The sequence below is a fragment of the Pseudomonas sp. TH39(2020) genome, assembly GCF_016650715.1.
Classification (GTDB): Bacteria; Pseudomonadota; Gammaproteobacteria; order Pseudomonadales; family Pseudomonadaceae; genus Aquipseudomonas; species Aquipseudomonas mandelii_C.
In genome coordinates this window covers 351,059-375,475 of sequence record NZ_JAEKFF010000003.1, presented here as the reverse complement: position 1 = coordinate 375,475, position 24,417 = coordinate 351,059, and the positions used below count along the sequence as shown (strand labels likewise).

Here is a 24,417-nt window from a genome sequence, read left to right as displayed (position 1 = left end):
TGTTGTCTGAGCTCGCAGCTCCAGACAACATGTGGTTATACCTTTGTACTCTGTCGAATCAGGCGCAGGCAGCGTCTGTGCAACGCATGCCCCATCAGCCAAAAATGTTTGAACGCTGGATTGCGGGTTTGCTTGTGGTGGTAGCGGTAGTAGATCTGCTGAATGATGACCGCCAATCGAAACAAGCCGAAAATCTCATAGAACAACCAGTGTTCAGCAGTCGTGCCGGTTTTCTGTTGGTAGTAATGAATCACTTCCTGGCGGGTTAGCATTCCAGGCAATTGAGTTGGCTGTCGTCGCGAAGCACGGAATAGGAAGTTGTCGTCCGGCTGCACCCAGTAGGCAAGCATGCTGCCCAGATCCATCAGCGGGTCACCGAGCGTGGCCATTTCCCAATCCAGAACACCAATCACACGGGTTGGATGCTGTGCGGACAGCACTATGTTGTCGAACCGCCAGTCGTTGTGAATGATGCAAGTCTTGCTGTCGAGTGGAGTATTGGCTTTGAGCCATGCACGCACCTTGCGGTACGACGGAACATTCCACGTCAGACTCTTCTCATATCGAGCGTCCCAGCCTTCGACTTGCCGCTTGCAGTAGCCTTCACCTTTGCCCAGATTTTCAAGTCCTGCCTGGTGGTAATCAACCTGATGCAACGCAACGAGCTGATCCAGCATGTTTAGGCATAGCTCTCTGACACGGGGTGCTGTGAACTGAAGGTCGCGGGGGAGGTTGGCGCGCGGGATGATTCCAGCTATTCGATGCATGACATAGAAATCACACCCAATCACTGATTGATCCTGGCACAGCGCAACCATACTCGGCACGACGGGATATACCGACTTGAGCTGCTGCTGTATGTGGTACTCCCGCGCCATGTCATGTGCGCCGGCAGCTTTAGTGCCTGTCGGAGGGCGACGCAAAATCAAGTCCCGATCAGGGTACTCCAGCCGGTATGTCCAGTTGGACGCACCGCCTGAATACTGAGTAACCTTGGGTTGGCCAATCAAACCGTCGAGTTGGGTCTTGAGCCAGCGATCAACTGCTGGCACGTCAAGTTCTTCTCCAGGGCGAACCGCTCCACCCTGATCGATGACCGTCCTGCTAGCACTTGCGCCTTCGCTAGGGGCGGTGGCAGTGTCAAGACTGGACTCATGCTTGCTCACTTGCTCGCTCCTTTGGCGCCTGCACTCGACTTTGAAAAGCCGCGCTTCGCGATCTCTACCTTCGCAATGACACCTTTGTGTACCTCATCCGGGCCATCCGCCAGGCGAAGACTTCGAGCCTGAGCGAAGAAAGCCGTCAGGGGTACATCGTGACTCAAGCCTTCACCGCCATGTAACTGGATGGCCATGTCCACCACTTGCTGCAGCACGTTTGGAGCAACCACTTTGATTGCGGAAATCTCGGTCATTGCGGCGAAGGTGCCCAATTTGTCCATTTTCCAGGCGGCGTATAGTGTTAAAAGTCGGGCCTGGTCGATCGCGATGCGCGCGTCGGCCACTCGCTCGCGATTGCCGCCCAAACTTAGAAGAGGTTTACCGAACGCAGAGCGTTGCATGCCTCGATCAATGGTTAGTTCAAGCGCTTTTTCTGCAGCACCGATGCATCTCATGCAATGGTGAATACGTCCTGGGCCAAGACGGCCTTGGGCAATTTCGAATCCCATTCCTGGGCCACCGATGAAGTTATCGATCGGGACATGTACATCCGTGAAGCTCACTTCGCCATGGCCATGCGGAGCATCGTATTCGCCGAACACCGGCAGCATGCGTTCAATTTTCACACCCGGTGTATCGAGTGGAACCAGCACCATTGAGTGCTGATGATGGCGATCTTTGCTGGCATCCGGTGTGTGAGCCATGAAGATGACAACCTTTGCGTGCGGGTCTCCTATGCCGCTTGCCCACCACTTACGGCCATTGAGGGCTATCTGACCATCCTCGACGATAGCGGTAGCCTGCATGTTGGTGGCATCAGAAGAGGCTACTTGAGGCTCTGTCATACAGAACACAGACCGAATTTCGCCAGCCAGCAGAGGCATGAGCCAACGTTGCTTCTGCTCTTCACTGCCGTAGCGCCAGAGCACTTCCATGTTTCCAGTATCTGGAGCGTTGCAGTTGAAAACTGTTGGGGCTATCAGGCTGCGACCTGTTTGCTCGGCAATCAGCGCGTAGTCCTGGATTGAAAGGCCGGCACCAAGCGATTCGTCAGGCAAAAACATGTTCCAAAGCCCTTGGCTGCGAGCCTTAGCCTTCAGCTCCTCGAGGAGCTGCGGAACCTTCCACTGGCCCCAGTCGCCACCGGGGCAATTAGCCGCGACCTCAGCCCAGTAAGATGCTTCAGTCGGTTCAATTTCCTCCCTGATGAAGGCTACAACGCGAGTGAAGTAATCACGTCCTTTGGGGCTCATTTCGAAGTACATGGCAAGGCGCTCTGGTTGAATGCGGTCATCCTACGAAGCTGTGTATGATGAGCGAAGTGATAAATGCTCATCTAAGGTTATGAACAAGATTAATAACTCAGTAAGCCTCGAAAAACTCGACCTGAATCTGTTTCGGGTCTTTGCGATCATCTATCAAGAGCGCAATTTGACGCGTGCAGCCGAGCGCCTGTGCGTTAGCCAATCAGCGGTCAGTCATGCATTAGCGCGAATGCGCGAGCAGCTAGAAGATCCTCTGTTTGTGCGTGAGTCTCAGGGCGTACTTCCTACCCCATTGGCGAAGCGCATCTGGCCTGATGTAGAGGAAGGGCTGCGGTATTTTCAACGAGCCTCCAGACGCAGTGAAAATTTTGATCCGGCACGCGACGTTGAACAAATCGCCTTGGCCATGAATGACGAAGTGGAGCCAACATTGCTTCCGATTTTGGTGAGTGCTCTTCATCAGGAAGCGTCAAATATTCGCATTGCCAGCGTAAGGGTCGATCGATCGTCACTTAAATCCGACTTAGCGACTGGCAAGCTCGATTGCGTGATTGATGTTGCACAGGCTGCGGATGAGCAACTCATGCACACGTCGTTGACTAAGGACGATTTTGTCGTCGTGAGTCGCAATCCCGGTGTTATAGATCATGCGTCTTATCTGGCAGCTGAACATGTCACCGTGTCGTCTCGCAGGGCAGGGCGCAGTCTCGAAGATTGGGAACTTGCGAGGCTAGGTATTCATCGACGAATCACAGTACGCGCTCAGCATTATCAGTCGGCGTATCGCTTGGTCGCTGAAAGCAATCTACTGCTCACCATCCCGCGAAGCCTTGCCCTTGAGCTGAACGTGGTTTTCAACAATCACATCCATGAACTGCCTGTGCCTATTCCTCCTGTCGAGTTGCATATGTTTTGGCACAAAGAGCGGGATAAAAACCCTGCCAACGTTTGGTTGCGCAATACAGTGCTGAAGGCCCTCGGCGCGGGTCTTATACATCTGGATCCGTGACCAGGAGCAAGGCGTCCAGATTGGGCACCTTGCTTTTGGCCAGCTTATTTACCTAACGTACCTGTGTGGTAATCCAAGCGGACTTCGATGTCGGCATTCTCCTGCAGCCCCATCGCCATCAACTGACCGATTTTCTGTTGCGCTTTCACGCCTTGCACCGATGTGATGAACACTGCCCAACCGGTTGCAATTTCTTCTACAGGTGGCAGGCGGGCAATGTTCACCAGTTTCTTTGTCTCGATTAGAGCTGTCTTGTCGAAGGTGGCGATTCGCCTGGCGAGCGTATCGACGAATTCGTCCAGTTCGGCATCAGGCAGCGACCGGTTGACGTAGCCGTAGCGCTCAGCCAACTCACCGTTGATATCGTTGGCCCCCATCAGAACCTCGAGTGCGCGGCCTTGTGCGATGAGTCTTGGAAGAATTGCCATAGGCCCACCGCCTGGAACCAATGCCGCGCCCACTTCCCATTGGGAGAGATGCGCCTTTTCCAGGCTTGCGAAGCGCATGTCACTGGCGAGTGCCAGTTCGCTGCCGACACCTGTAGCACGCCCGCGGATCAAGGAAATGGAAACGACCGGCGCACGACTTAAGCGGGTGAGCATATCGGGCAAAGGATGCATGCCGGTTGGCCCGTTTGGCAGCTCGGTGGAATCAGAAAGCGGTGGGACGAAGTTGTAATGAGTCAGGAAAAATCCGGGCACCGCACTTTCAAAGACCACGACCTTTACTTCGGGATCCGTCTCTAGCGCGTCAATGACCTCTTGCAGGTCGGGTACCGTCTTGGGGCCAAAGATGTTGAGCGGGGGGGCGACAACCACACGCCAATAGCTAGGGGGGTCGTTCTATACAAATCCGCTTGCCTGCTTTCATATTCATTGGACTCCATATTGCTTAATGATTTCGCATTAGCAATGAGGGCACCCTGGACACTTAAATGTGTTCGTTTCGTAGAAAAAAACATAGGTCGCACAGAGGCATCGGGCTGATTCAAAACGCCCAGTTCAGATCATTTTTCGGTTGTCGATTTCTGCTCAAAACTAAGGGTGGTAGAGATATCTCTCTACCACCCCAGTTGTCAGTCACCACTCATCATTCATGACGAGTGTCGATACGGCGCAGGGCTATCAGACGATAGCTTTGCCGACCACTTTGATGATTCGATCCGCGATGTAATCCACATGTGTTTCCAGCGCGAAATGCCCGGTGTCCAGAAGCTCAATCACCGCGTTCGGATTATCGGTTGCGAATGCTTCTGCACCTGGTGGGATGAAGAACGGATCGTGCTTGCCCCAGATGACCAGCGCTGGCAATTTGGTGTCGCGGAAGAATTGCTGGAAGGCTGGATACAGTTTCAGGTTGTTGGCGTAATCGAGGAACAGGTCGAGCTGGATCTCCTTGTTGCCTGGACGCTGCATCAAGAGGTCATCCAACAGATACGACTCGGGAGCGACCGCATCAGGGTTGGAAACACCATGCAGGTACTGCCAACGCGTGCCGTCCAGATTGAGTACGTTGTCGTGAATCACCTTGCGGTTTTCAGCTGTAGGATCCGCCCAGTAAGCTCTGATAGGCGCCCAAGCATCACCCAGACCTTCAAGGTAAGCATTACCGTTCTGAGATACCAAAGCTGTTACACGTTCTGGATGAGCGAGCGCCAAACGAAGGCTCGTTGGTGCGCCATAGTCGAAGAAATACAGGGCGTATCGTTTCAGATTCAACGTATCGACAAAATCGCCCAGCGTTTTAGCCAAACTATCAAATGTATAAACGTACTCACGTGACGACGGTACTTCTGTGAATCCAAAACCGGGCAGATCGGGAGCGATGACTCGGTAGTGTTTCGCCAGCAGGGGGATCAGCTGACGGTATTGGTGGGACGACGAAGGAAAGCCGTGCACCAGCAAAATGACTGGAGCATTGACGTCGCCAGCTTCGCGGTAAAACACTTTTACCCCATCTGCTTCGACGTACTGAGTGACAACACTGTTGGTTAGAGCTGAAGTAGTCATGTCAAAAACCTCTTTAATCAATATAAATGGATTTAAATCAAAAACGTACAAGCAGCTCCGAGCCCCGCAGTCCATCGTCAAACCCTGTTCAGAATTACTCTGAGGCCTTTCGAAAACCTGGATGTGGGGCCTTTGGCAGCCTCAAACTTTTACTCGTCAATCAGAAGTGCGAGATACCGCCGTCAACGATGACTTCTGAACCAGTCATGAAGGACGAATCATCGCTGGCCAAGAAGACAACAGCGCTGGCGATTTCATTGGCTTCACCAAAACGACCCAGTGGTACTTGGGCTTCGATACTGGCGGCAACGGCGCTCAAATCAGCGTCCGACAGACCCAGCTTGCCGTGGAATGGTGTGCTGATTGGGCCAGGGCTGATGGCGTTGACTCGAATTCCACGTGGGGCCAACTCTGCACCCAAGGTCAGTGCCAGGGAGCGAACTGCAGCTTTGCTGGCGGACAAAATTGACAACCCTGGAGCGCCAACGCGATTAAGGAACGAGGTGGTCAGGATCACGCTGCTACCTTTGACCAACAAAGGCGAAGCTTTTTGAACGGTAAAGAAAATGCCCTTGAAGTTCAGCGCGAACTGGTCGTCGATCTGCTCATCGGTGACAGCTTCCAGGGGCGCGGCAGTGCCAGCACCGGCGTTTGCGAACAGCACGTCGATATGGTCATAGCGGGCGCTGATGGTTTTGAAAACACGATCCACTTCAGCAACTTTACGCAAATCGGCGGAGATGACCATTGCTTCCGGGCCGAGTTCTTTCTTGGCTTCTTCCAGGCGAGCCGGGTTGATACCAGTAACGATGACGTGGGCACCTTCATCACGGAAGCGCTTGGCAGTTTCAAGGCCGATACCTGAGGTGCCGCCAGTGATCAAAGCTACTTTATTGGTCAGTTTCATGATGTTGCTCCATTAGTATGGGCTGGTTGAGTGCAGGCGGTTTTGACTGCATGAACCTACTATCGGCGCGATCCTGACTACTGCCAAATCAGAAGATCTGTGCGGCATGCAAAGAAAAACTTGGGTGGTCGTAAGAGGTGCAGTTTGTCGCGTTCGGCGACCGGTTAGCCTGCTGTCAGAGGACAAAAAAAGCCCGCCGGGTTTACCGACGGGCTTCTTTTTAATGCCAAGACTTCAAGCAGATACTCATCCAGCATTTTGGGTCGTATGCATACATGCCGCGTGCAGTGCCGCCCCAAGGCTACAAGACTTAACTATCAGCGAGGCAGCGGCTGCGTTCAGATCACCTTATTGCCTGGTGAGCTTTCAAAAGTGCCAGAAGGGATAGCACGTGGCCCTAGCAACGGAGTCAGTGCGAGCATCAGTAACGAGACCACAAACAAAAGCACATACGGGATGGTGAACGCGCCTGACAAATCTCGAAGTGCGCCGAAGCCGTAGGGCCCGATGGCGGCGATCAGGTAGCCGATGAGACTACTGAAAACTGTCCATGCGTTTGCTTCTTCTGCCGAGCTCGTGTGATCCAGAGGAAGTGTAAGTCCTAAGGTGAGTGCGGCACCTAAACCCACGGCTATTAGCAAGATAAAAATAGCGGGCGAGATCGTGCTGACGAAGGCCAGGCCTGCGATACCCACGATCGTAATGACCGTGCTAATTGCGATCCACACCCTTCGATCTGGAGAGCTACCCGCTATCAATCCCATCACGAAATTTGCCACGGTGAACGCTAGCGTAAATCCGCTCAACAAGAACTCGGGTTTGATGGTGGACGTCTGCATTTCAAGCATTGACGGGGCAAGCCAGGCGAACACCGCATAGCTCAGAAATTGGCTACAACCGAAGTAAAGCGCGACCAGCCAGGCTTTGGGATTTCCCCAAGGGAGTTTCACCGACGTTCCACCGCCCTCTGCTTTAGTCGGAGACGGGTGTGCCCTGGCCATGAGTAACCATGCCAGCGTGCCGGATATGCTCAGCACTGCCCATACGCCAGCCCCCATTCGCCAGGAGCCGGACACAGTGGAAATGGCCAGAGTGCTTGAGGTCGCGATGAGTGCGCCGGCACTGAGTCCTGTCGAAAAAATACCCATGAACAATGCTGCGCGACTGTCATAGTTTTGCTTGATCCATCCAGCCACGAGCGTGTTTGCGATAGCAATCCCAGCGCCGATGATTGCAGTGCTGAACAAAAGGGCTGATGTAGTACCCACAGTCGCACGCAGTGCCGTGGCAAGCCCTAACAGCACCAGCGAAGCAATGATGGTTGAGTTCGTACCAAAACGCTTGGCGAGAAACGGGGCGAGCAGTGCAAGAAATCCCATGCACAAATTCGGAATCGAAGTGAGCATGGACGCCTGGGTGTAGCTGAGCCCAAACGACTGCTGAATGCTTGAAAGGATAGGGCCAACGGACATAATTGCCGGGCGTAGGGCCAGTGCAAGGATGATTAAACCAATCCCTGCCAGAAGCGGTGAAGGCGGCTTGGTAAAGGCATTTGACTTTGGCATCTGACACGCTCCGATGTTTGCTGATCCATCAGACGAATTTCTTCCAAAAGTTGGCAGCTTCGCTGGGTCTTAAGCGGCCCAGGTTTGATCGTCCGTGGGTCTCGAATAACGTGCAGCGATCAGCGTCGGCTGACTCAATGAGCCAGCCGAGCTGTTCAGATTTAACGATCGAATCTTTGACTGTTAGCGTTACTTGTTGAGCCAGTCGCGGATGGCGGCAGCGAAGGTCTCGGTTGCTTCAAGCGGTGTGAAGTGACCCACACCTGGCAAGCGCTGAAGCGTGTAGTTGACGAAGAAGTCGTCCAAACGGTCAGACCAGGCAATCGGGAAAATCGGATCAGTTTCCTGCCACAAAATCGTGGTCGGAGTTTTCAGCCGATCGGCAGCTGCTGGAGCGACTTCAGTGGCGTAAGCGGTCACTGGGTTGCCGGAAGAGCGGTACCAAGCGATCGATGCGTTAAACGCGCCAGGTGGGGAGTACACGTCTGCCAGGTGATCGATACGCTTCTCATCAACGACGTAGCTAGGGCCCGACCAGTGAGACCAGAAGTGATGAAGGTAGGCGCGAGCTGCGTCACGCTTGCCATCGACAAGTGTTCCAAAGAGCTCGAGATTATGAAAACTGGTGTACCAGAATTCCATTGCTTCCTTAAGCTCAAGAACACGGTCGCCGGCGCCAGGCAGAGGAGGGGACACCACCAGCGCTTTTACCAAGTCTGGACGCATCGAAGCGATGGTCTGAGAGATGAAGCTGCCCACATCGTAGCCACAAACAATTGCGTTCTTGATGCCCAACTCGTCCATCAAGGCAATGACCGCACGCGCTTGGCCTTGGCCGGAATAGATTTGTTCTGGATCAGCATCGTGTTTGTCCGACTGACCAAAGCCGCGCAGGTCAGGTACCAGAACATCGGCATGGTCGGTCAGCAGTGGAACCAGGTGGTCGTAGTCGGTGTGATCGCCTGGCCAACCATGCAGCAGTACAACCGGATCACCTGAGCCGGAACGTTCATAAGCGATCTTAAAACCTTCAGTGACGGATGAAAATTTCATGGTGTTCAGCTTCCTGTATGGGCGGGAATTCATGAGTGCCTTTCGGTGACTCACTATCGCCATACCGGAATTGCGGGACAAATCAGAAGATCTGTCCTAGTCAGATAGAAAAACTTTCCTGCCTGCTAAGCGCGTTGTTTTTAGGGCCCTGCAGAGTCGCGACTCCAATTGTCGGAGGCAAAAATGGGTGCATGTCTGATCAACGGCGCGAAGAGGTGTTGCTCTTGTTCGATCAAAAAATCAATCAGAGTTCGTACTCGCATTGGCACATGCCTCGCGTGTGCGGTACCTGACCGATTCCTCTTTCATCAGCGGGACTGTCATGGTGGTTGATGTTGGTTCAACAGCCGGTACCTGGTAACTCGAATCAGTTTTCTCTGTGAAAACCGATGATGTCTCCCATTCACATTCGTGCGAGAGGGGAAGGCGTCATCGCCGAACAGAGGAATTGATAGAAGCTCGCCTGAGCCCCTGCTACGTAGCAGGGCTTAGGTCTCGATTGAGAACTTTCCATTGATCGAATTGATCGAAACAGCCGAGGTTAATCCGAGGGGGTTTCTTTTTTTGCCTGTCCTATAAGCCATTGCTTAAAGGCTTCTGCCGCGACGCTAATCGGGATGCCTTCTCTGGCCACGATGTAGAACGAAAAAATACTCGGTTGAGCATCTCCAAATGGTCTGATCAAGCGCCCTGCAGCAAGATCAGCCGCGACGAGTGAACGTCTACCAAGCGCCACGCCGCACCCACAGATAGCCGATTGAATGACGGTTGCAGAGTTGTTGATCTGCAAACCGCGCTCCACACCGTCGTGAACGTGTCCTATGTGTTGTAGCCACGTTTTCCATGTCAGAAACTCTGGCGAATCGCGCATCGATACATCATGCAGCAGGGGATGAAACGCAAGCGCTTCTATGGACGTCAGTGGGTGCTCGTCAAGTAACAGCGAGGGGCTGCATACGGGGAAAAACTCGTCTCTCATCAGATGGGTGGATACGAGGCCTGGCCATTGACCGCTTCCAAAGCGAACTCCTAAATCGACGCGTTCCGTAGCGAAGTTTACGAGCCGTATATTACTGTCTAAGCGGAGCTCATATTGAGGGAAGAGCGTCTGAAAGTTCTCCACCCTCTGGAGCAACCATTTATCTGCGAAAGCGGGAGAAGATGTCACGTTGATGCACACCTGGGCGCCCCCGGTTTTCAACGTTTCCACCGCCGCGCCTAGTAAGTCAAACCCGCCTTGTAGCTCCAACAAAATGGACAACGCTACATCTGTAAGAACAAGGCGAGCAGGGCCGCTGCGTGAGCGATGGAACAAGACGACGTTGTACGCTTCCTCCAAGCCCCTGATCAATTGCCCTACGGCGGCTGGAGATACATTCAGTTCTTCTGCCGCACGAATGTAGCTGCAATGGCGCGCTGCAGATTCGAAGGCTCTTAAGGCGTTGAGATGGCCAGGCGCTCGCATACGAAGGGCTCTACGGTAGGGCCTCCTGCCCATTGCAAGTCTTGGGGGCATACACCCGAACGAATGTAGTCCTTTTCCAGCTGAAATGAACGATTTAGCTTAGGGTTTTCTCGCTTAAATGACTTTCGTTCAGCGTTACGACAGAAATGATGGTCGTGCAACGTGACGATTATTGTGTTGGTCGCGCCCGTTGTGGTTGTTTATTTTCTGGCCATATAGTCCCTGGGAGACTCCCCCATGATTTTTTTGAACAGTGCAGTAAAGGCGCTGGGGCTCGCATAGCCAAGAGAGTGAGCGACACTCCCCAAAGCCTCTCCACGTTCGAGCCTATCAAGCGCTTCGGCCAGATGGACTTGTTGCACCCATTGCCTAAAGGTCAATTTCGTTTCTTTGACAAAAAGTCTGATGAGGGTGCGAGAGCTGGCACCTACCTCATCTGCCCAATATTCAATCGTTCTTGGTTGGTCAGGATGAGCAAGGATTGCGCTGCAAACGACTAGAAGCCGACGATCACTGGGCCACGGAATGGCAAGCGGCACCGTGGCAGCTTCTGCCATTTGCAGCAGAATGAGTGCAGCAAGGTGCATTCCCTTGCCCGAAAGATCGTACTCAATCGGCTCCAGAATAAACTCGACGATGAGTTCGCGAAGCAAAGCAGATACCTCCAATAGCCTGCAGGTGCTGCCCATCACCTCGGATTTTTCTGGAGCAACATAAATCGTCCGCATTTTTACTGACGTCATCATGAGTTGGTCATGGACGATGCCTGGAGGAATCCAAAGCGCCTTGTTGGGAGGCACCAGCCACAGCCCATGTTCAGTTTTGACTTTCATCAAACCAGAGACTGCGTAAAGGAGTTGTCCACGTACATGGTGATGTGGTGCGTTATAGCTACCGGCGGATTGATCTCGTGGCATCCCGGTAATGTCTCGAGATACGTGTTGATAGTCCTCTGGCTCGTTGCTCTTTGACTCTGTCATGAAGGACAACGGCCTCTTGTCATATTGGCGACGAATTATGTCTCAAAGCATCCGGCAGCCCTCGATAGGCTGATGATCATCCGGACGAGCTATCAGTTGCGTCCAGAATCACCGGAGCATCTGTCATGACACTCAATAGCCAGTTGATCAAACGACCATCCCGCGTCATGGCTGCCATCGGCCTGCTGGTGCTTTCGCTGGCCTTGCGTCCGGCCATCATTTCGATTGGGCCGATTCTTCTGGATATTCGGCAAGCGTTCAATCTCAGCTTCACGCAAGCTTCGTTGCTTACGTCGATACCGGATCTGTGTATGGGGGCTTTGGCCTTGGCTTCGCCTTTGTTGGCAAAACGTTTCGGCGTTAATGGCACCATTATCGCTTCTCTTGTGTTGTTGGCCATAGGAATTGTCCTTCGCTCGCAGATGGAGTCAGTATCTGGATTGCTGCTCACGACCTTCATCATCGGGGTAGGAATTGCGGTGGCTGGTTCATTGATCGGTGGCTGGATAAAAGAGTTTTACAGCGACCATGCGCCGATGTTCATGGGTATCTACTCCACTGGGCTGAGCCTGGGGGCGACCGCTGCTGCGGCAGGTACAGATGCGCTGACAACTGCAACAGGTTCCTGGCGGATGGGAGCAGGTGTTTGGGTGATCCTGTGCATCACCGGGATTGTGAGCTGGCTTTGGTTGTCCAAATCACACAAGTCATCCACTGATCGAAGCCAGCCTCAAAACAGAGCGAAGCTTCCGTGGAGGAACCCAAAAGCCTGGCTGATTGCGCTGTACTTTGGTTGCGGCCAGTTCTTGTGTTACGCAATTCTCGCTTGGCTTGCGCCTTCCATGCTGCAAATGCACACCTCGACGATTTCCCCTGGCTATCTGTTGAGTGCGTTCACTTTGATTTTTACAGTCGCTAACTTCCTGACCGGCGCAATCGCTGGCAAGTCCACAGATCGTCGCCTTTTGATTGGCATATCTTCCGCATTAACAGTGGTGGGGGTGGGAGGCTTGGCGTGTATCGAATCGATTTCTCCACTCGTTTTCATCGCCTTCACAGCGATAGGTTTGGGATCAGCGTTCACTTTGGGCATGACACTGCCGCTTGACCAAACTCAAACGCCTCAACAAGCGAACGCCTGGACTGTGTTCACCTTATTCATTGGTTATTTGATTGCTGCTGCGGGGCCCTTTGGATTCGGTGCGCTGCGTGATTTGACCGGCACATTTGCTGCGCCTTACGTGCTATTAACCTCTGTGGCCGTCGTGATGCTTGTGCTTACGCCACTGTTGCGGCCAACGACCGAGCCTCAAATTGCCGAATCTAGCCCAGCACTGATTCCTGTTGGGAGCTAAGCCCGATGCTGACTTGAGCCGGTTTTTGATCTTCTACCCGGACAAGATAGTTTTTCTATCTCTGATGGACAGAGATTCTGGTTTGCATGATGACCGTTCTGTTCACGATAGTGACCATATCGTCGAAGCGCCTATCTCGCTTCAGTGCAGTAAGGATTCGAATGAAAACAAGCACCAGGTTGGACATTGATCATCTACCACGTATTTCTCTACTGGATGGCCCCACTCCGATACAGCATCTCTGGCGTCTGGAGACCCGCCTAGGAAAGGCTCTGGCAGGTGTACGGATCTATATCAAACGTGATGACCATATTCTGTTTGCTGGTGGTGGGAACAAGGTACGCAAGCTTGAATTTTTGATGGGTGCGGCGCTGGCGGATGGTTGTGACACAGTCATAGCAACAGGAGGCCTGCAATCTAATCATGCGCGTCTGACTGCTGCGGCCGCAGCCCGTGTCGGTATTGATTGCGAGCTGGTTCTGGGCCGCGTAGTGCCTCGGGAGGACATCGAATATGAACAGAATGGAAACATCCTGCTCGACAAAATTTTCGGTGCGAAACTCCACATCCTGGATCGGGGCCAAAACGCATCAGATTTCGTCTATGAGAGGGCGGGTAAACTGGCTCAAGCAGGTAAGAAAGTAGCGGTCATCCCAATGGGTGGATCTTCTGCGATAGGTGCGCTGGGGTATGCACGTTGCGCAGAGGAGATCCTCGCTGCCGAAATCGAATTAGATATTCAGTTTGAAAAAATATTGATCCCAAATGGCAGCTCAGGGACGCATGCGGGTTTGGCAGCAGGGTTGTCGGCACTTGGGCGTTCGGCTGACATGGTGCGCTCTTATTCCGTTCTGGGAGAGGAGGAGGCCACAACAACTACGACCTTACTTCTTGCCAATGGCGCGCTGGATTTATTGGGTTGCGACCGCATCCGCTCATGTGCAATTGATATTTGTGGTGAACACAGAGGCGCTGGCTATGGCATTCCAACAGATGAAGCAATGGACGTAATTGGATTGCTCGCTAAGGCCGAAGGTATCCTGCTAGACCCGGTTTATTCAGCAAAAGCATTTGCCGGCATGCTCCACGACATTCGCCAAGGAGCTTTCAAGCCAGGTTCGAATGTTCTGTTCGTTCACACCGGAGGAACACCGGGGCTATACGCCTATCGCTCTGAGTTTTAATTCAGATCGGTACAGGGCGTAATAGTGAGTAAAAATGTGAGCGAAGCCAGCCGAAAAATCAGAGAACTACCTTCAGCATTTCGGTAGTCATCCATCTCTGCTATCTCATTGAAAGCAGGCAGCACCGCCAGTTGGTATGCCTGTGCCGCGTCCAAAATGGCCACCATAGATTTTCTTTGTGGGTAGGACAGATCTTATGGTTTGGCTCACTTTTCATTTGAGTTGATAGTTCATTCAGGCGAGAAAACGTCCTTGAGCGTCACCTGACAGATCCGGCCGGATGGCGACTCACCGAATACCGCGACATCGACTTTTAAAGCCACACGGAACGATCAGCTCACTGCGATTGGTGAATTCGTTCGACTCCGCTGTGAGCCCATTCAATCAATTTATTAGGGCACTGAGTGCCGCCGGAGAATTGTCATGACTACGCCGATTCAAGAGCCTGCAATCACTATCAATGTATCGCGGCGCCAAACGTTGGCTGCAGTAGCGGTCGGCGCAGCAGCGCTTTTAGTCCCCCATTTGAGCATGGCGGCCACACCTGCAAAGGTAAAATCTACTGCTGGAGCAGTCGATGAAAACACCCTGAAAGACGTCAAATACAAAACTCAAAAGGTGGGTGACGTTGAGGTCTTTTATCGCGAAGCGGGGCCTGCGAATGCACCGGTCATCCTGCTGCTTCACGGGTTTCCAACTTCCAGCCATATGTTCCGCAATTTGATTCCGCTGCTGGCTGACAAATACCGTTTGATTGCTCCCGACCTGCCTGGCTTTGGTAACACCAAATCACCAGATCGATCCGCATTCGCCTACACCTTCGACAACCTCGCAAAAGTCATCGGAGGCTTCACTGAAGCGTTAGGTTTGAAGCATTACGCGATTTACGCGTTTGATTACGGTGCTCCAACCGGCTTCCGACTGGCGATGGCCCATCCTGAACGAGTCACTGCAATCATCAGCCAAAACGGTAACGCATATATTGAAGGTCTCAGCGATCAATGGGGGGCCTGGCAGGACTACTGGCGCAATCCATCAGCGGAAACGCGCGAGGCCTGTAGAGCATCGCTGAGCGCAGACACGATCATTAATTTCCAGTACCTGCACGGTGCTGATCCAGCGCTGGTTGCTCCTGACGGCTACACCCTGGACATCGCTTACATGGCGCGTCCCGATGCCGAAGAAAAACAACTGGATTTGATTCTGGATTATCGAACCAACGTCGCACTGTATCCGGAGTTCCAAAAGTATTTCCGGACACATCAACCGCCGCTGTTGGCTGTATGGGGCAAGAACGATCCCGCGTTTATTCCACCAGGAGCAGTCGCTTACAGTCGCGATATACCCAAGGCAGAAGTGCACTTCCTGGACACCGGTCATTTCGCGCTGGAAACGCATTCTCCCGAAGTCGCGAGCCTGATGCGCGAATTCCTCGAGCGAAAAATTTCCAAGGCATAAACGCCTAACCGTTTTTGAAAACGCGGTAGGAGCCACGGCCCGCCGCTTTCGATCATGAGCACGAAGCTTTTTGAGGAACGTCTAATGGAACAACGATCAGAAACACGTCCGCCACTGCCGCCATTTTCTCGTGAGACCGCGATTCAAAAAGTGCGCGCAGCTGAGGACGGCTGGAACAGCCGTGATCCAGAAAAGGTTTCGTTGGCGTACACGACTAACACGTACTGGCGCAATCGGGCCGAGTTCGCGTATTCGCGTGTGGAAGCAAAGGTCTTTCTAGAGCGTAAGTGGGCAAAAGAGCATGACTACCGATTGATTAAAGAGATGTGGGCATTCTCGGATAATCGCATTGCTGTCCGTTTCGCTTATGAATGGCATGACGACTCAGGCAATTGGTTCCGATCCTTCGGAAACGAGAATTGGGAATTTGATGACAACGGACTAATGCGAGAGCGATATGCCTGCATCAATGACCTTCCAATCAAGGCCTCGGAACGCAGATATCATTGGCCGCTCGGACGACGCCCCGACGACCATCCTGGTTTGTCGGAGCTTGGATTCTAAGCCTAGAGAAGGCATTTGCATCTGGCTGAGCCAGGCGCTTGAAGAACTTGACTAGAGAGATGATTCAGCAGAATCGGCTGCTGGTTCAGACTCAGCTATTTCGCTTTTCTGACGTCTTGCTGTGCGGGTGAACCATTGGTAAAGGCTGGCCAATTCATTACGTCAGGTATCAATTGAAGTATCGGTAGTTGTATTTATCAGTGATTGCTACACCAATATAGTGAGTCGACTGCCGTGATGTCTGCGTTTCTGAGGCACACCGGATCTCCTCTCTCAGGAAATTCAAAATGAAACTGATCTTTGTCGCCGACCCAATGTGTTCCTGGTGCTACGGCTTCGGTAAAGAACTATCTGCGCTGACAAAGGCACATGCCGATCTGCCTCTGGAGATTCGCGTTGGAGGAGTTGATGCCGGTGACACTTCGATCATGACTGAAGAAATGAAGCAATTTCGCCTTGGCCAATGGGCTCGGGTAGAAGCAGCCAGTGGACTGGATTTCAATCGACAGGCCTTTATGGCCCTGGACAATTTCGTATACGACACCGAGCCGGTATGTCGAGCCATTGTCACCGCACGTGAAATGGCCCCTGGGATTGATTTATTGAGTGTATTCCGTCGCGTTCAAGAAGCTTTCTACGTCCATGGATTGAACACCACCGACGGCGAAGTCCTGGCAACGGTGACAGCCAAAGCTATGGCCGCAGCCGGAGTGAATATCTCTTCCGACCAATTCCTTGAGCACTGGAATAGCACTAGCGCCAAGCGCCGAACACAAGAGGATTTCCTTGAGGTTCGTAGTTGGGGAGTCAACAGATTTCCAGCACTAATTCTTGAATCCAATGGCCAGCTCTCTAGCATCTCAGCGGGCTATACCTCGGCATCGGAGCTGCAGAAAAATCTTAAATTTTTACTCGACCGCATTGGCTATAGAACGGCGTTGTCTGCTTGAAATCTATGAAAATGGCACGTCGGCAGATTGCTAAGTTTGCCCGGCATCTCAACGTTAGCCAGGCGTTTACTAACGGCCGCCTTGTCGTATTAGCGAAGGAGCCAACATGAGCATTTCAATCCGAGTGGATTTCGTTTCCGATGTTGTCTGCCCATGGTGCGCGATCGGCCTGAGCTCACTCGAAGAAGCGATTCGTCGAGTCCAAGGTGAGGTAGAGGTCGAGGTGAATTTCAGACCCTTTGAACTCAACGAGAACATGCCTGATGAAGGTGAGAACGCAGTACAGCACATCATCGAAAAATACGGCAGTAGCACCGAAGAAATCGCAAGAAACCAGGCAAGTTTAAGAGCCAGGGGAGAGGCGGTGGGTTTTCACTTCGATTTAGAAAAGCGCACGCATTTCTACAACACGTTCGATGCTCATCGCTTGCTGTACTGGGCCGAAATCAAAGGCCAGCAAAGACAACTCAAACACGCCTTACTCAAGGCGTATTTCACCGACGGCAGGAACGTCAGTGATCCTGAAACCTTGGTCGAGATAGCCAAGGCAGTCGGGTTGCCGGAAACAGAGGCCAGCCAGGTCGTGAACAGCGATCAATTTGGCGAACACGTTCGTGAGCTTGAAATGTTCTATCGAGGACAAGGCATAAACGGTGTACCGACGGTTATCTTCAACAACAAGCTTTTGCTGACAGGCAGTCAATCTCCTGACACCTATGAGCGAGCGTTGCGAAATATTGCGATGGAGCAAGCTGCAATCGCGAAGTTTGCGCCGTAAGCGTTCATGTTTATTCGAGTGAAAACCCTGTAGCACGGTGGTTGCGGCTCACCCTTCGTGTCTACAGCCAGTCAGCCGGCGGCACACTCCATGGCGCTAGTACGCTGGCGACCTCTAATGGTTTGCGTCTGCCCAGCGAGAACCAACTCGCCAGCGCTGCTTTCAGGGTAAACATATCACTGAAAAAACCAATGCGTTCATTCGTGGTCGCCTGCTCTAATCAGGAAAGTGCAATATTGATCACCGCCGAAGTCATCGTAGTTTCGAAAGATCAACGATGGCGTTTTTTCTGGATGTATCGGCTGAATTACTACGGGGACAGGTTATTTCCGTTGACCCTGAAGTCACCAAGCTGAGACGATGATTTTATTCTTCCCCTCTATGTCTCAGTGAGTCCTATGCGAGCGCCCAACCATCTGAATGGCCTTCGGGCTTTCGAATCTGCAGCTAGGCACATGAGCTATGTACGTGCTGCCGAGGAACTCAACGTCAGTCCCGCAGCAATCGGACAACTTGTACGCGGGCTTGAGGAATCTTATGGAGTGGTGCTGTTCCATCGCTCTCGTGGTGGCCCTGCGCGGTTGGTTTTAACCGATCAGGCGCTTGCGGCATTATCCGATCTTCAAACTGGTTTTGATTACCTGTCAGCAGCTGTTGAGCGTTTGAAATCGGGGGGTGGAGCAACCGTCACAGTGACAGTACCGCCTGCGTTCGCGGACAAATGGCTACTATCGCGCGTTGAAAATTTTCGAGCTCTTCACCCAAGCTTTGAACTGCGCCTCGATACCAACGGCAAGCTCGTAGATTTCAATGCCGAAAGGGTAGATTTGGGGATTCGCTTCGGCACGGGGCATTGGCCAGGACTCACTGCAACCCAAATGATGGACGAGGAGTTTTTCCCTGTATGCAGCCCGACTCTTCCAACCGCTGCCCAGCCTCTTAAAGGGGCTGACGATTTGAAGCACTTCCCCTTGATCCACGATGTGTCGATGAGGTATGCGACCGCATTTCCTACCTGGCGTACCTGGCTGCAGAGGGCGGGGGATGATTTCAGTGATGCTGAGAGTGGGCTTCAGATCAATGACTCTGCTGCCGTGATCCAGGCTGCAATTTCCGGAGCTGGTGTGGCATTGGGCCGAAGCAGTTTGGTCAGTAAAGACCTTGTAGCGGGGCGCCTGATTCGGCCTTTTGGTGAGGCTCAAAGCTGCGACTTTGCCTATTACATCGTGCAGAAAGAAGGGGCAGAGGTTGAGCCAGCAGTCGCCGCTTTCAAGCAATGGCTGCTAGATCAAGTACGCCAAGACTAGAATTGCTGAATGCTATCAAGCGCCATTGGAAGCATTCAACGAGCTCAAGCGGAAGAGTATTGGCGCAACAATGCTCAAAGCTTCTTTGTCTTGCCCATTAGCTGCCAGAACCACTCGTCCTCCCTTTCAGCTGCAGAATGAGATCTACGACTTCGCGCGGCATTTCTTGAGGTAAGTTATGGCCGGCGCCGTCAATTTTACGGTACAGGTAGCTACCACTAAAATGACTGGTATGTGCGCTGGTGCCTGCGCGGGTCAACCCGTCATCGCCGCCATCTACTCCAATGGTCGGCACTCCGATCGAGGGAAGCTTGGCTAATGCTAATTCGGTTTGTGAATACGCAGGATCGCCTGCAACGAGACCAAATCGATGACGGTATGAATGGATAACCACATCAACGAAATCAGGATTTTCGAATGATGCCGCACTTTGTTCGAAAGTCTCTTCCGTGAACTGCCAACTGGGTGACCATTGCTCCCAAAGCAGGTGACACAACGCCCCTCTATCTTCGATGAGAGCGTTACGCCCTCTTTCGCTGTGAAAGTAGTACTGATACCAGTAAGGGAACTCGTCCTCAGGTTTCGCGGGCTTCATTGCTGACGCTATATCCTGAATTGCGTAAGAGCCTATGCTGACCAGGCTTTGCACACGCTCAGGCCACAAGGCCGCGACGACACAGGCAGCTCGTCCTCCCCAGTCGTAGCCAACCAAATGTGCAGACCCAACGTTGAGAGCATCCATTAATGCGAGTAGATCGTGCGCAATAGCCGCTTGCTGGCCTGAGCGAGGCGTTTGTTCGTCCAGGAAGCGAGTGGGGCCGAAGCCTCTCAAATACGGTGTGATGACTCTCGCGCCCGCGGCGCTGAGCATCGGGATAATTTCTGAATAGGCGTGGATGTCGTATGGAAAACCATGAAGGAGTATGACCGGCCAGCCATCCGTAGGCCCGGCTTCATCAAAGCTTATGTGAAGCACGCCTGCATCGATACTTTTAAGCATTTGCCTATCTCCAAAGCTTTGTATTTTCAGGTGTGATTGGGGTGAGCGATCACGATGCAAGATAGTGTATTCCTTGCATCACCACGCACGTTGCCTCCAACCTCGCCTGATCCGCGCTGTTCGCCCCACAACGTCAGTTCCATGATGGCAGCCTCAAGCGCGAGTTGGTTCTGATTGATTTTGAATAGCAGGGATGGGAGCAGGTCTGAATTTGGCATCGTGATTCCTCCGTGGAAGAAGTCAGCGTAGCAGCAGTAGAATTTTCAGGAATGGATGATCTTCAAGCAAGTAGCATTGGAAAAAAGCACTGCGAGTCATCGCGCGGACTCTTCAGCGGAACACCAAAGATTTCGTCCTCGTTGTTTCGCTGAATAGAGTTGCGCATCAGCCGACTTTAACAAGGTAGCCGGCGTCACTTCTTCGATGCTCGGCTGACTTGTAGTAATACCGGCACTGGCCGTGACCTTCCCTAAGGGATGCTCGGAGTGCTCGATGTTCAGTGATCGAATTGCTTCCAAGATATCTTGGGCGACTTGCTTTGCGCCCGCGCTATCGGTGTTAGGAAGTAGGACTGTGAATTCTTCTCCACCGTACCTGACGGCCAGATCCCCAGGTCTTTTAACCGCTTGTTGGATTGCTCCCCCGACTGCGCTCAGGCAGTCATCACCGCCGGTGTGCCCGTACTTGTCGTTGTAGCGCTTGAAGTAATCGACATCAAGCATGATCAATGAGAGCGATGAGCCTCGGCGCTTCGCTAAGCGAATCTCATCTAGTAGCGCACTATCCAAACGTCGACGATTGCCCAGTCCAGTCAGACTGTCAGTCAGCGCCATGCTTCGCATGGCTTGGTGTGCAAGACGTAACTCTCTTTCCATCACCATTCGTTGACGGAGCTGACTCAAAACGATGAGTCCAAAAACCGCGAGCACGGCGATCAAAAAGACCAGCACGAATCCTGTTTTTAATAGATCACGGCGCCAAGGTGCAGTAATGGATTCACGAGAAAGCCCGGCTTCAACGACCAGAGGGTAGGTGGTCAATGCTCTATAACCGTACAGGCGCTCGGTGTCGTCTATGACAGCTTTAACTTCAGCGACGCCTTCGTTAGAGGTCGGCAGGTAGCGCTTAAAAATTTCGCTTTTCGCCAAGCTTTTACCGACGACGGATGCGATGAAGGGACGCCGCACTAGGATTGTTCCGCTGCGCATGGCCAGAACCAAAGCGCCCTTGTCATCGATTTTGAAGTCGCCGTAGTAGCCCACGAAGTAACTAACCTTGATCGTCCCCAGCAGTACGCCCGCGAAGGAGCCATCTGGGTTGTTTATTCGGCGAGAGATGGGAATGATGAGATCGTCGGTGGATCTGCTTCTGATTACTTCGCCGATACGCACGTTTCGATCGTTGTGTGTGCGGTGATACTGGAAATAATCGCGGTCGGCGTTGTTCGCTGGCTCTGGAGTGACTTCCTTGTCCGTCACGATCCACTGCCCGTCAGCGCCGTAAATAAACAGTCCGTGCAGTTGGGGCATTATTTTGGATTGCTGAACCAATAGCTTATGGATGCGAGGGACGTTGATGCGCTGTAAGCCGTCGCCTTCCACCCGTTCACCAAGCGCAGCGGTCAGCACATCTACTTGGCGAATGGCATCTTCCGCATGCTGAGCCGTCGCACGAGCCAGATTCGTCACGGAATCGCGGGCAGATGCAAAAGCAGAACAATAGTCGCGCCACGTCCGCCAGCCCTCAACGGCCACGAATGCGACAATTACCACAAGCATGAAGCTCACTGTGAGTCGGAATGTAGCTCCAGCATGCACAGCTTTCGCAGAAGAAATTTCAACGGAGCTATCTGTCTTGGGCTCTGGCTGTTTGCGTCCGAGCATTTACACTTCCTTTTACGACTGATCTGGGCGCGCCCATATGGATGCATGTGGTTAGTGCCTGATGGAAAGGTACTATTTCGCATAAGTTGTATTGGCGACCTGATACCTATTGACGTCAGGGCTGCCATCGCTCCACCAAACAGGCCCTCGCTCTTCGAGCGCTACCTTGCCCACCTGAACCTTTGCCCTTGCCGCCGACAATTGATCACCAGAGGCTTTCGCTGTCTTTACTTCTCGTCGCGCGGCCATGAGTTCGTCGACAAGACCCTGCCGCACAGCCTCAACCAGCGATGGGTTACTGCAACGCCAGAGCTGCACTTTGACTACAAAGTAGCGACCGTCTGGAGTTGTTGGATTCATCCCAGCAGCTGCACCCAGGCTCGTGATATCTCGCGGCTGTCTCTTGGTGCAGGACTCTCAGGGGGTATCAGTTTGGCGATCGGCTAAGCGCCAATGCTCGAGGCATTGGTCGCATCTGTGTAGTGATAGCGGTGACGGTTCTCTCCTGAGCATATAGTGGCGCCGACGTGCAATTCGCAGCACTCCCCAAAGCATAGAGATGGCTATCGCCATCCAGGCGGCGATCATGCCAAAGATGGTCAATGCAAGGCTCATAAATACCACTTCTGCTTTGGCTCCCCGGCCGTTAATCGGTACAAGACGCCTGCGATTGGGCGTGCTGCTTGTAAGGTCGTCAAACCTCCAAGTGACAGCTTTTGGCCGATGTTTTCGCCTGGTGAAACGTTTCACCATGCCAAAAATTGCATACGCAAGCGCTTGCGTAAACAAATTTATCTGACTAGAGTCCTTTTCGATCAGGTCGTCCGAGACTCCATTATCGGCAGTGACCCAGGTAGAAAAATAAAAAAGCTCAGGGATAAAAATGGACATCTTGTCTGGCCAGATAATCCACCTTCTTTTTCGTTTCATCGTTCAAAAAAACACTTCGACAGCTGATGCGAGGGCTCATCCATGAGCCTCGACCCGGCACCAATTCCTCTTCTGGAAATGCAAGGGATCTCCAAAACCTTCAATGGGCTGCGCGTGCTGAATAGTGTTGGCCTGAAAGTCTATGCAGGTGAAGTCCACGCCTTGATGGGTGAGAACGGCGCCGGCAAGTCGACGTTGATGAAGATCCTGTCCGGTGCTTATCAGGCCGATGACGGGGGCGAAATCCGCATCGAGGGGCAGCGAGTCGCTACCTACAACCCACGCGCCGCCAAAGTGCATGGCATCGCTGTCATCTATCAAGAATTGAGCCTGTGCCCGAACTTGAGCGTGGCCGAAAATATCTACCTCGGTCGCGAACTGCGGCGAGGCTGGACCATTGACCGCAAGTCGATGGAGGCCGGCTGTTTGGAGGTGCTGACGCGGCTGGGGGCCGAGTTCAAACCCACCACCAGGGTGAGCACACTTTCAATCGCCGAGCGCCAGCTGGTGGAAATTGCCCGCGCCCTGCATGCCCACGCGAAAATTCTGGTGATGGACGAGCCTACGACGCCGTTGTCGTCACGCGAGACGGATCGCTTGTTTGCGTTGATCAAACAACTGCGCACCCAAGGGTTGGCGATTATCTACATCAGCCATCGAATGGCCGAGATATACGAGCTGTCGGATCGCGTGTCGGTGCTGCGTGATGGCGAGTACGTCGGCATGCTGGAGCGCGAAGCCTTGTCGGCCGAGGTGCTGGTCAAGATGATGGTGGGGCGTGACCTTGGCGGTTTCTACAAAAAAGAACACGCAGTCTACGATCCGGGAGCCGTGGTGATGCGAGTTCGCGACATGGCGGACGGCAAGCGCGTGCGCAACTGCAGTTTCGATCTGCATGCCGGTGAAGTGCTGGGCATCGCGGGTTTGGTAGGTGCTGGCCGCACCGAACTGGCACGGCTGATTTTTGCTGCCGACCCGCGCAGCTCTGGCACGCTGGAAGTGGCAGGCAAGGCGGTGACGAAACTGCGCAATCCGACGGATGCAATTCGTGCCGGTGTGGTGTACCTCACCGAAGACCGCAAGGCTCAGGGCCTGTTTCTGGACATGAGCGTGAGCGACAACATCAACGTCTGTGCCTGCATCCCCGATGCCCATGTCGGCGGCGTGCTCGACCGTGATCGTGGCGCGCAACGGGCTGGCGCCGCTATCAAGTCGCTGTCAATCCGGGTCGCCTCGGGCAAGGTCAGTGTCGGAGCGTTGTCCGGTGGTAATCAGCAGAAGGTGCTGCTGGCGCGACTGCTTGAAGTCAAACCCCATGTGCTGATCCTCGATGAGCCCACCCGTGGCGTGGACATCGGTTCCAAATCGGAAATCTATCGAATCATCAACGACCTGGCCAAGGCTGGCGTGGGCATCGTAGTGATCTCCAGCGAGCTGCCGGAAATCATCGGCACCTGTGATCGCGTGCTAATCATGCGCGCAGGCCAGCTAGTGGCTGAAGTGGGCGGGGCGTCCGGCAGTGAAATATCCCAGGAAGCCATTATCGATCTGGCCACCGGTGGTGAGCAGGTGGCCGCACATGGCTGATTCCGGGC

Annotated in this window: 23 protein-coding genes; 9 read left to right on the top strand and 14 right to left on the bottom strand. The window is 53.2% G+C overall.

Annotated elements, in window-relative coordinates; translation table 11 throughout:
* Positions 1–35: 35 nt before the first annotated feature.
* Positions 36–1,094 carry a phosphotransferase family protein gene (locus JFU47_RS04130; RefSeq protein ID WP_342215352.1) on the bottom strand — a complete coding sequence of 353 codons (1,059 nt, stop codon included), beginning with the start codon at positions 1,092–1,094 and terminating at the stop codon, positions 36–38.
* Between the two features lie 68 nt (positions 1,095–1,162).
* On the bottom strand, positions 1,163–2,425 hold the full coding sequence (locus JFU47_RS04125) for an acyl-CoA dehydrogenase family protein (protein ID WP_201181143.1): 1,263 nt from the start codon (positions 2,423–2,425) through the stop codon (positions 1,163–1,165).
* A 79-nt stretch (positions 2,426–2,504) separates the two neighbouring features.
* On the opposite strand from JFU47_RS04125, the gene JFU47_RS04120 reads away from it, so the two are divergent.
* On the top strand, positions 2,505–3,434 hold the full coding sequence (locus JFU47_RS04120; RefSeq protein ID WP_201181136.1) for a LysR family transcriptional regulator: 930 nt from the start codon (positions 2,505–2,507) through the stop codon (positions 3,432–3,434).
* A gap of 44 nt (positions 3,435–3,478) precedes the next feature.
* On the opposite strand, the gene JFU47_RS04115 is transcribed toward JFU47_RS04120, so the two are convergent.
* The 7 genes from JFU47_RS04115 to JFU47_RS04085 all read right to left on the bottom strand — a co-directional run bounded on the left by JFU47_RS04115 (position 3,479) and on the right by JFU47_RS04085 (position 11,350).
* Positions 3,479–4,252, bottom strand: a complete 774-nt coding sequence (locus tag JFU47_RS04115; RefSeq protein WP_201181135.1) for an enoyl-CoA hydratase-related protein — start codon at positions 4,250–4,252, stop codon at positions 3,479–3,481.
* A gap of 306 nt (positions 4,253–4,558) precedes the next feature.
* Positions 4,559–5,443, bottom strand: a complete 885-nt coding sequence (locus JFU47_RS04110; protein ID WP_201181133.1) for an alpha/beta fold hydrolase — start codon at positions 5,441–5,443, stop codon at positions 4,559–4,561.
* 160 nt (positions 5,444–5,603) lie between these two features.
* Positions 5,604–6,350: an SDR family oxidoreductase gene (locus tag JFU47_RS04105; protein WP_201181132.1), complete on the bottom strand. Its 747-nt coding sequence runs from the start codon at positions 6,348–6,350 to the stop codon at positions 5,604–5,606.
* A gap of 338 nt (positions 6,351–6,688) precedes the next feature.
* Positions 6,689–7,915, bottom strand: a complete 1,227-nt coding sequence (locus JFU47_RS04100; RefSeq protein WP_242485053.1) for an MFS transporter — start codon at positions 7,913–7,915, stop codon at positions 6,689–6,691.
* Positions 7,916–8,104: 189 nt separating this feature from the next.
* Complete coding sequence (locus JFU47_RS04095) at positions 8,105–8,968, bottom strand: alpha/beta fold hydrolase (RefSeq protein ID WP_201181128.1); 864 nt, start codon at positions 8,966–8,968, stop codon at positions 8,105–8,107.
* Between the two features lie 541 nt (positions 8,969–9,509).
* Positions 9,510–10,433, bottom strand: coding sequence for a LysR substrate-binding domain-containing protein (locus JFU47_RS04090; RefSeq protein ID WP_201181127.1), 924 nt, complete (start codon positions 10,431–10,433; stop codon positions 9,510–9,512).
* A 200-nt stretch (positions 10,434–10,633) separates the two neighbouring features.
* Positions 10,634–11,350 carry an AraC family transcriptional regulator gene (locus tag JFU47_RS04085; RefSeq protein WP_342215351.1) on the bottom strand — a complete coding sequence of 239 codons (717 nt, stop codon included), beginning with the start codon at positions 11,348–11,350 and terminating at the stop codon, positions 10,634–10,636.
* Between the two features lie 188 nt (positions 11,351–11,538).
* Here JFU47_RS04085 and JFU47_RS04080 point away from each other — a divergent pair, with 188 nt between their 5' ends.
* The 7 genes from JFU47_RS04080 to JFU47_RS04050 all read left to right on the top strand — a co-directional run bounded on the left by JFU47_RS04080 (position 11,539) and on the right by JFU47_RS04050 (position 19,009).
* Positions 11,539–12,768, top strand: a complete 1,230-nt coding sequence (locus JFU47_RS04080; protein WP_201181126.1) for an MFS transporter — start codon at positions 11,539–11,541, stop codon at positions 12,766–12,768.
* A gap of 161 nt (positions 12,769–12,929) precedes the next feature.
* Entirely contained in the window at positions 12,930–13,952 is a 1,023-nt protein-coding gene (locus JFU47_RS04075) for a D-cysteine desulfhydrase family protein (RefSeq protein ID WP_201181124.1), read from the top strand.
* Positions 13,953–14,375: 423 nt separating this feature from the next.
* Positions 14,376–15,410: an alpha/beta fold hydrolase gene (locus JFU47_RS04070; protein ID WP_242485051.1), complete on the top strand. Its 1,035-nt coding sequence runs from the start codon at positions 14,376–14,378 to the stop codon at positions 15,408–15,410.
* Positions 15,411–15,494: 84 nt separating this feature from the next.
* Positions 15,495–15,974, top strand: coding sequence for a nuclear transport factor 2 family protein (locus tag JFU47_RS04065; protein WP_201181123.1), 480 nt, complete (start codon positions 15,495–15,497; stop codon positions 15,972–15,974).
* A gap of 287 nt (positions 15,975–16,261) precedes the next feature.
* A complete protein-coding gene (locus JFU47_RS04060) occupies positions 16,262–16,924 on the top strand; it encodes a DsbA family protein (RefSeq protein WP_201181121.1) in 663 nt (220 codons plus the stop codon).
* A 106-nt stretch (positions 16,925–17,030) separates the two neighbouring features.
* Positions 17,031–17,702: a DsbA family oxidoreductase gene (locus tag JFU47_RS04055; protein WP_201181119.1), complete on the top strand. Its 672-nt coding sequence runs from the start codon at positions 17,031–17,033 to the stop codon at positions 17,700–17,702.
* Between the two features lie 398 nt (positions 17,703–18,100).
* Positions 18,101–19,009 carry a LysR substrate-binding domain-containing protein gene (locus JFU47_RS04050; RefSeq protein ID WP_201181117.1) on the top strand — a complete coding sequence of 303 codons (909 nt, stop codon included), beginning with the start codon at positions 18,101–18,103 and terminating at the stop codon, positions 19,007–19,009.
* Positions 19,010–19,106: 97 nt separating this feature from the next.
* Here the strand turns inward: JFU47_RS04050 and JFU47_RS04045 are convergent, their stop codons facing one another.
* From JFU47_RS04045 to JFU47_RS33475, 5 genes are all read right to left on the bottom strand, one after another.
* Complete coding sequence (locus JFU47_RS04045) at positions 19,107–20,009, bottom strand: alpha/beta fold hydrolase (protein WP_201181115.1); 903 nt, start codon at positions 20,007–20,009, stop codon at positions 19,107–19,109.
* Positions 20,010–20,035: 26 nt separating this feature from the next.
* The gene (locus tag JFU47_RS04040; RefSeq protein ID WP_201181113.1) at positions 20,036–20,227 is read right to left on the bottom strand and encodes a hypothetical protein; all 192 of its coding nucleotides are present in this window, start codon (positions 20,225–20,227) and stop codon (positions 20,036–20,038) included.
* Between the two features lie 96 nt (positions 20,228–20,323).
* On the bottom strand, positions 20,324–21,892 hold the full coding sequence (locus tag JFU47_RS04035) for a sensor domain-containing diguanylate cyclase (RefSeq protein ID WP_201181111.1): 1,569 nt from the start codon (positions 21,890–21,892) through the stop codon (positions 20,324–20,326).
* 72 nt (positions 21,893–21,964) lie between these two features.
* Positions 21,965–22,252, bottom strand: a complete 288-nt coding sequence (locus tag JFU47_RS32995; RefSeq protein WP_242485049.1) for a hypothetical protein — start codon at positions 22,250–22,252, stop codon at positions 21,965–21,967.
* 57 nt (positions 22,253–22,309) lie between these two features.
* On the bottom strand, positions 22,310–22,783 hold the full coding sequence (locus JFU47_RS33475) for a hypothetical protein (protein ID WP_201181541.1): 474 nt from the start codon (positions 22,781–22,783) through the stop codon (positions 22,310–22,312).
* An 81-nt stretch (positions 22,784–22,864) separates the two neighbouring features.
* Here JFU47_RS33475 and JFU47_RS04025 point away from each other — a divergent pair, with 81 nt between their 5' ends.
* Entirely contained in the window at positions 22,865–24,409 is a 1,545-nt protein-coding gene (locus JFU47_RS04025) for a sugar ABC transporter ATP-binding protein (RefSeq protein WP_201181109.1), read from the top strand.
* Positions 24,410–24,417: the final 8 nt, after the last annotated feature.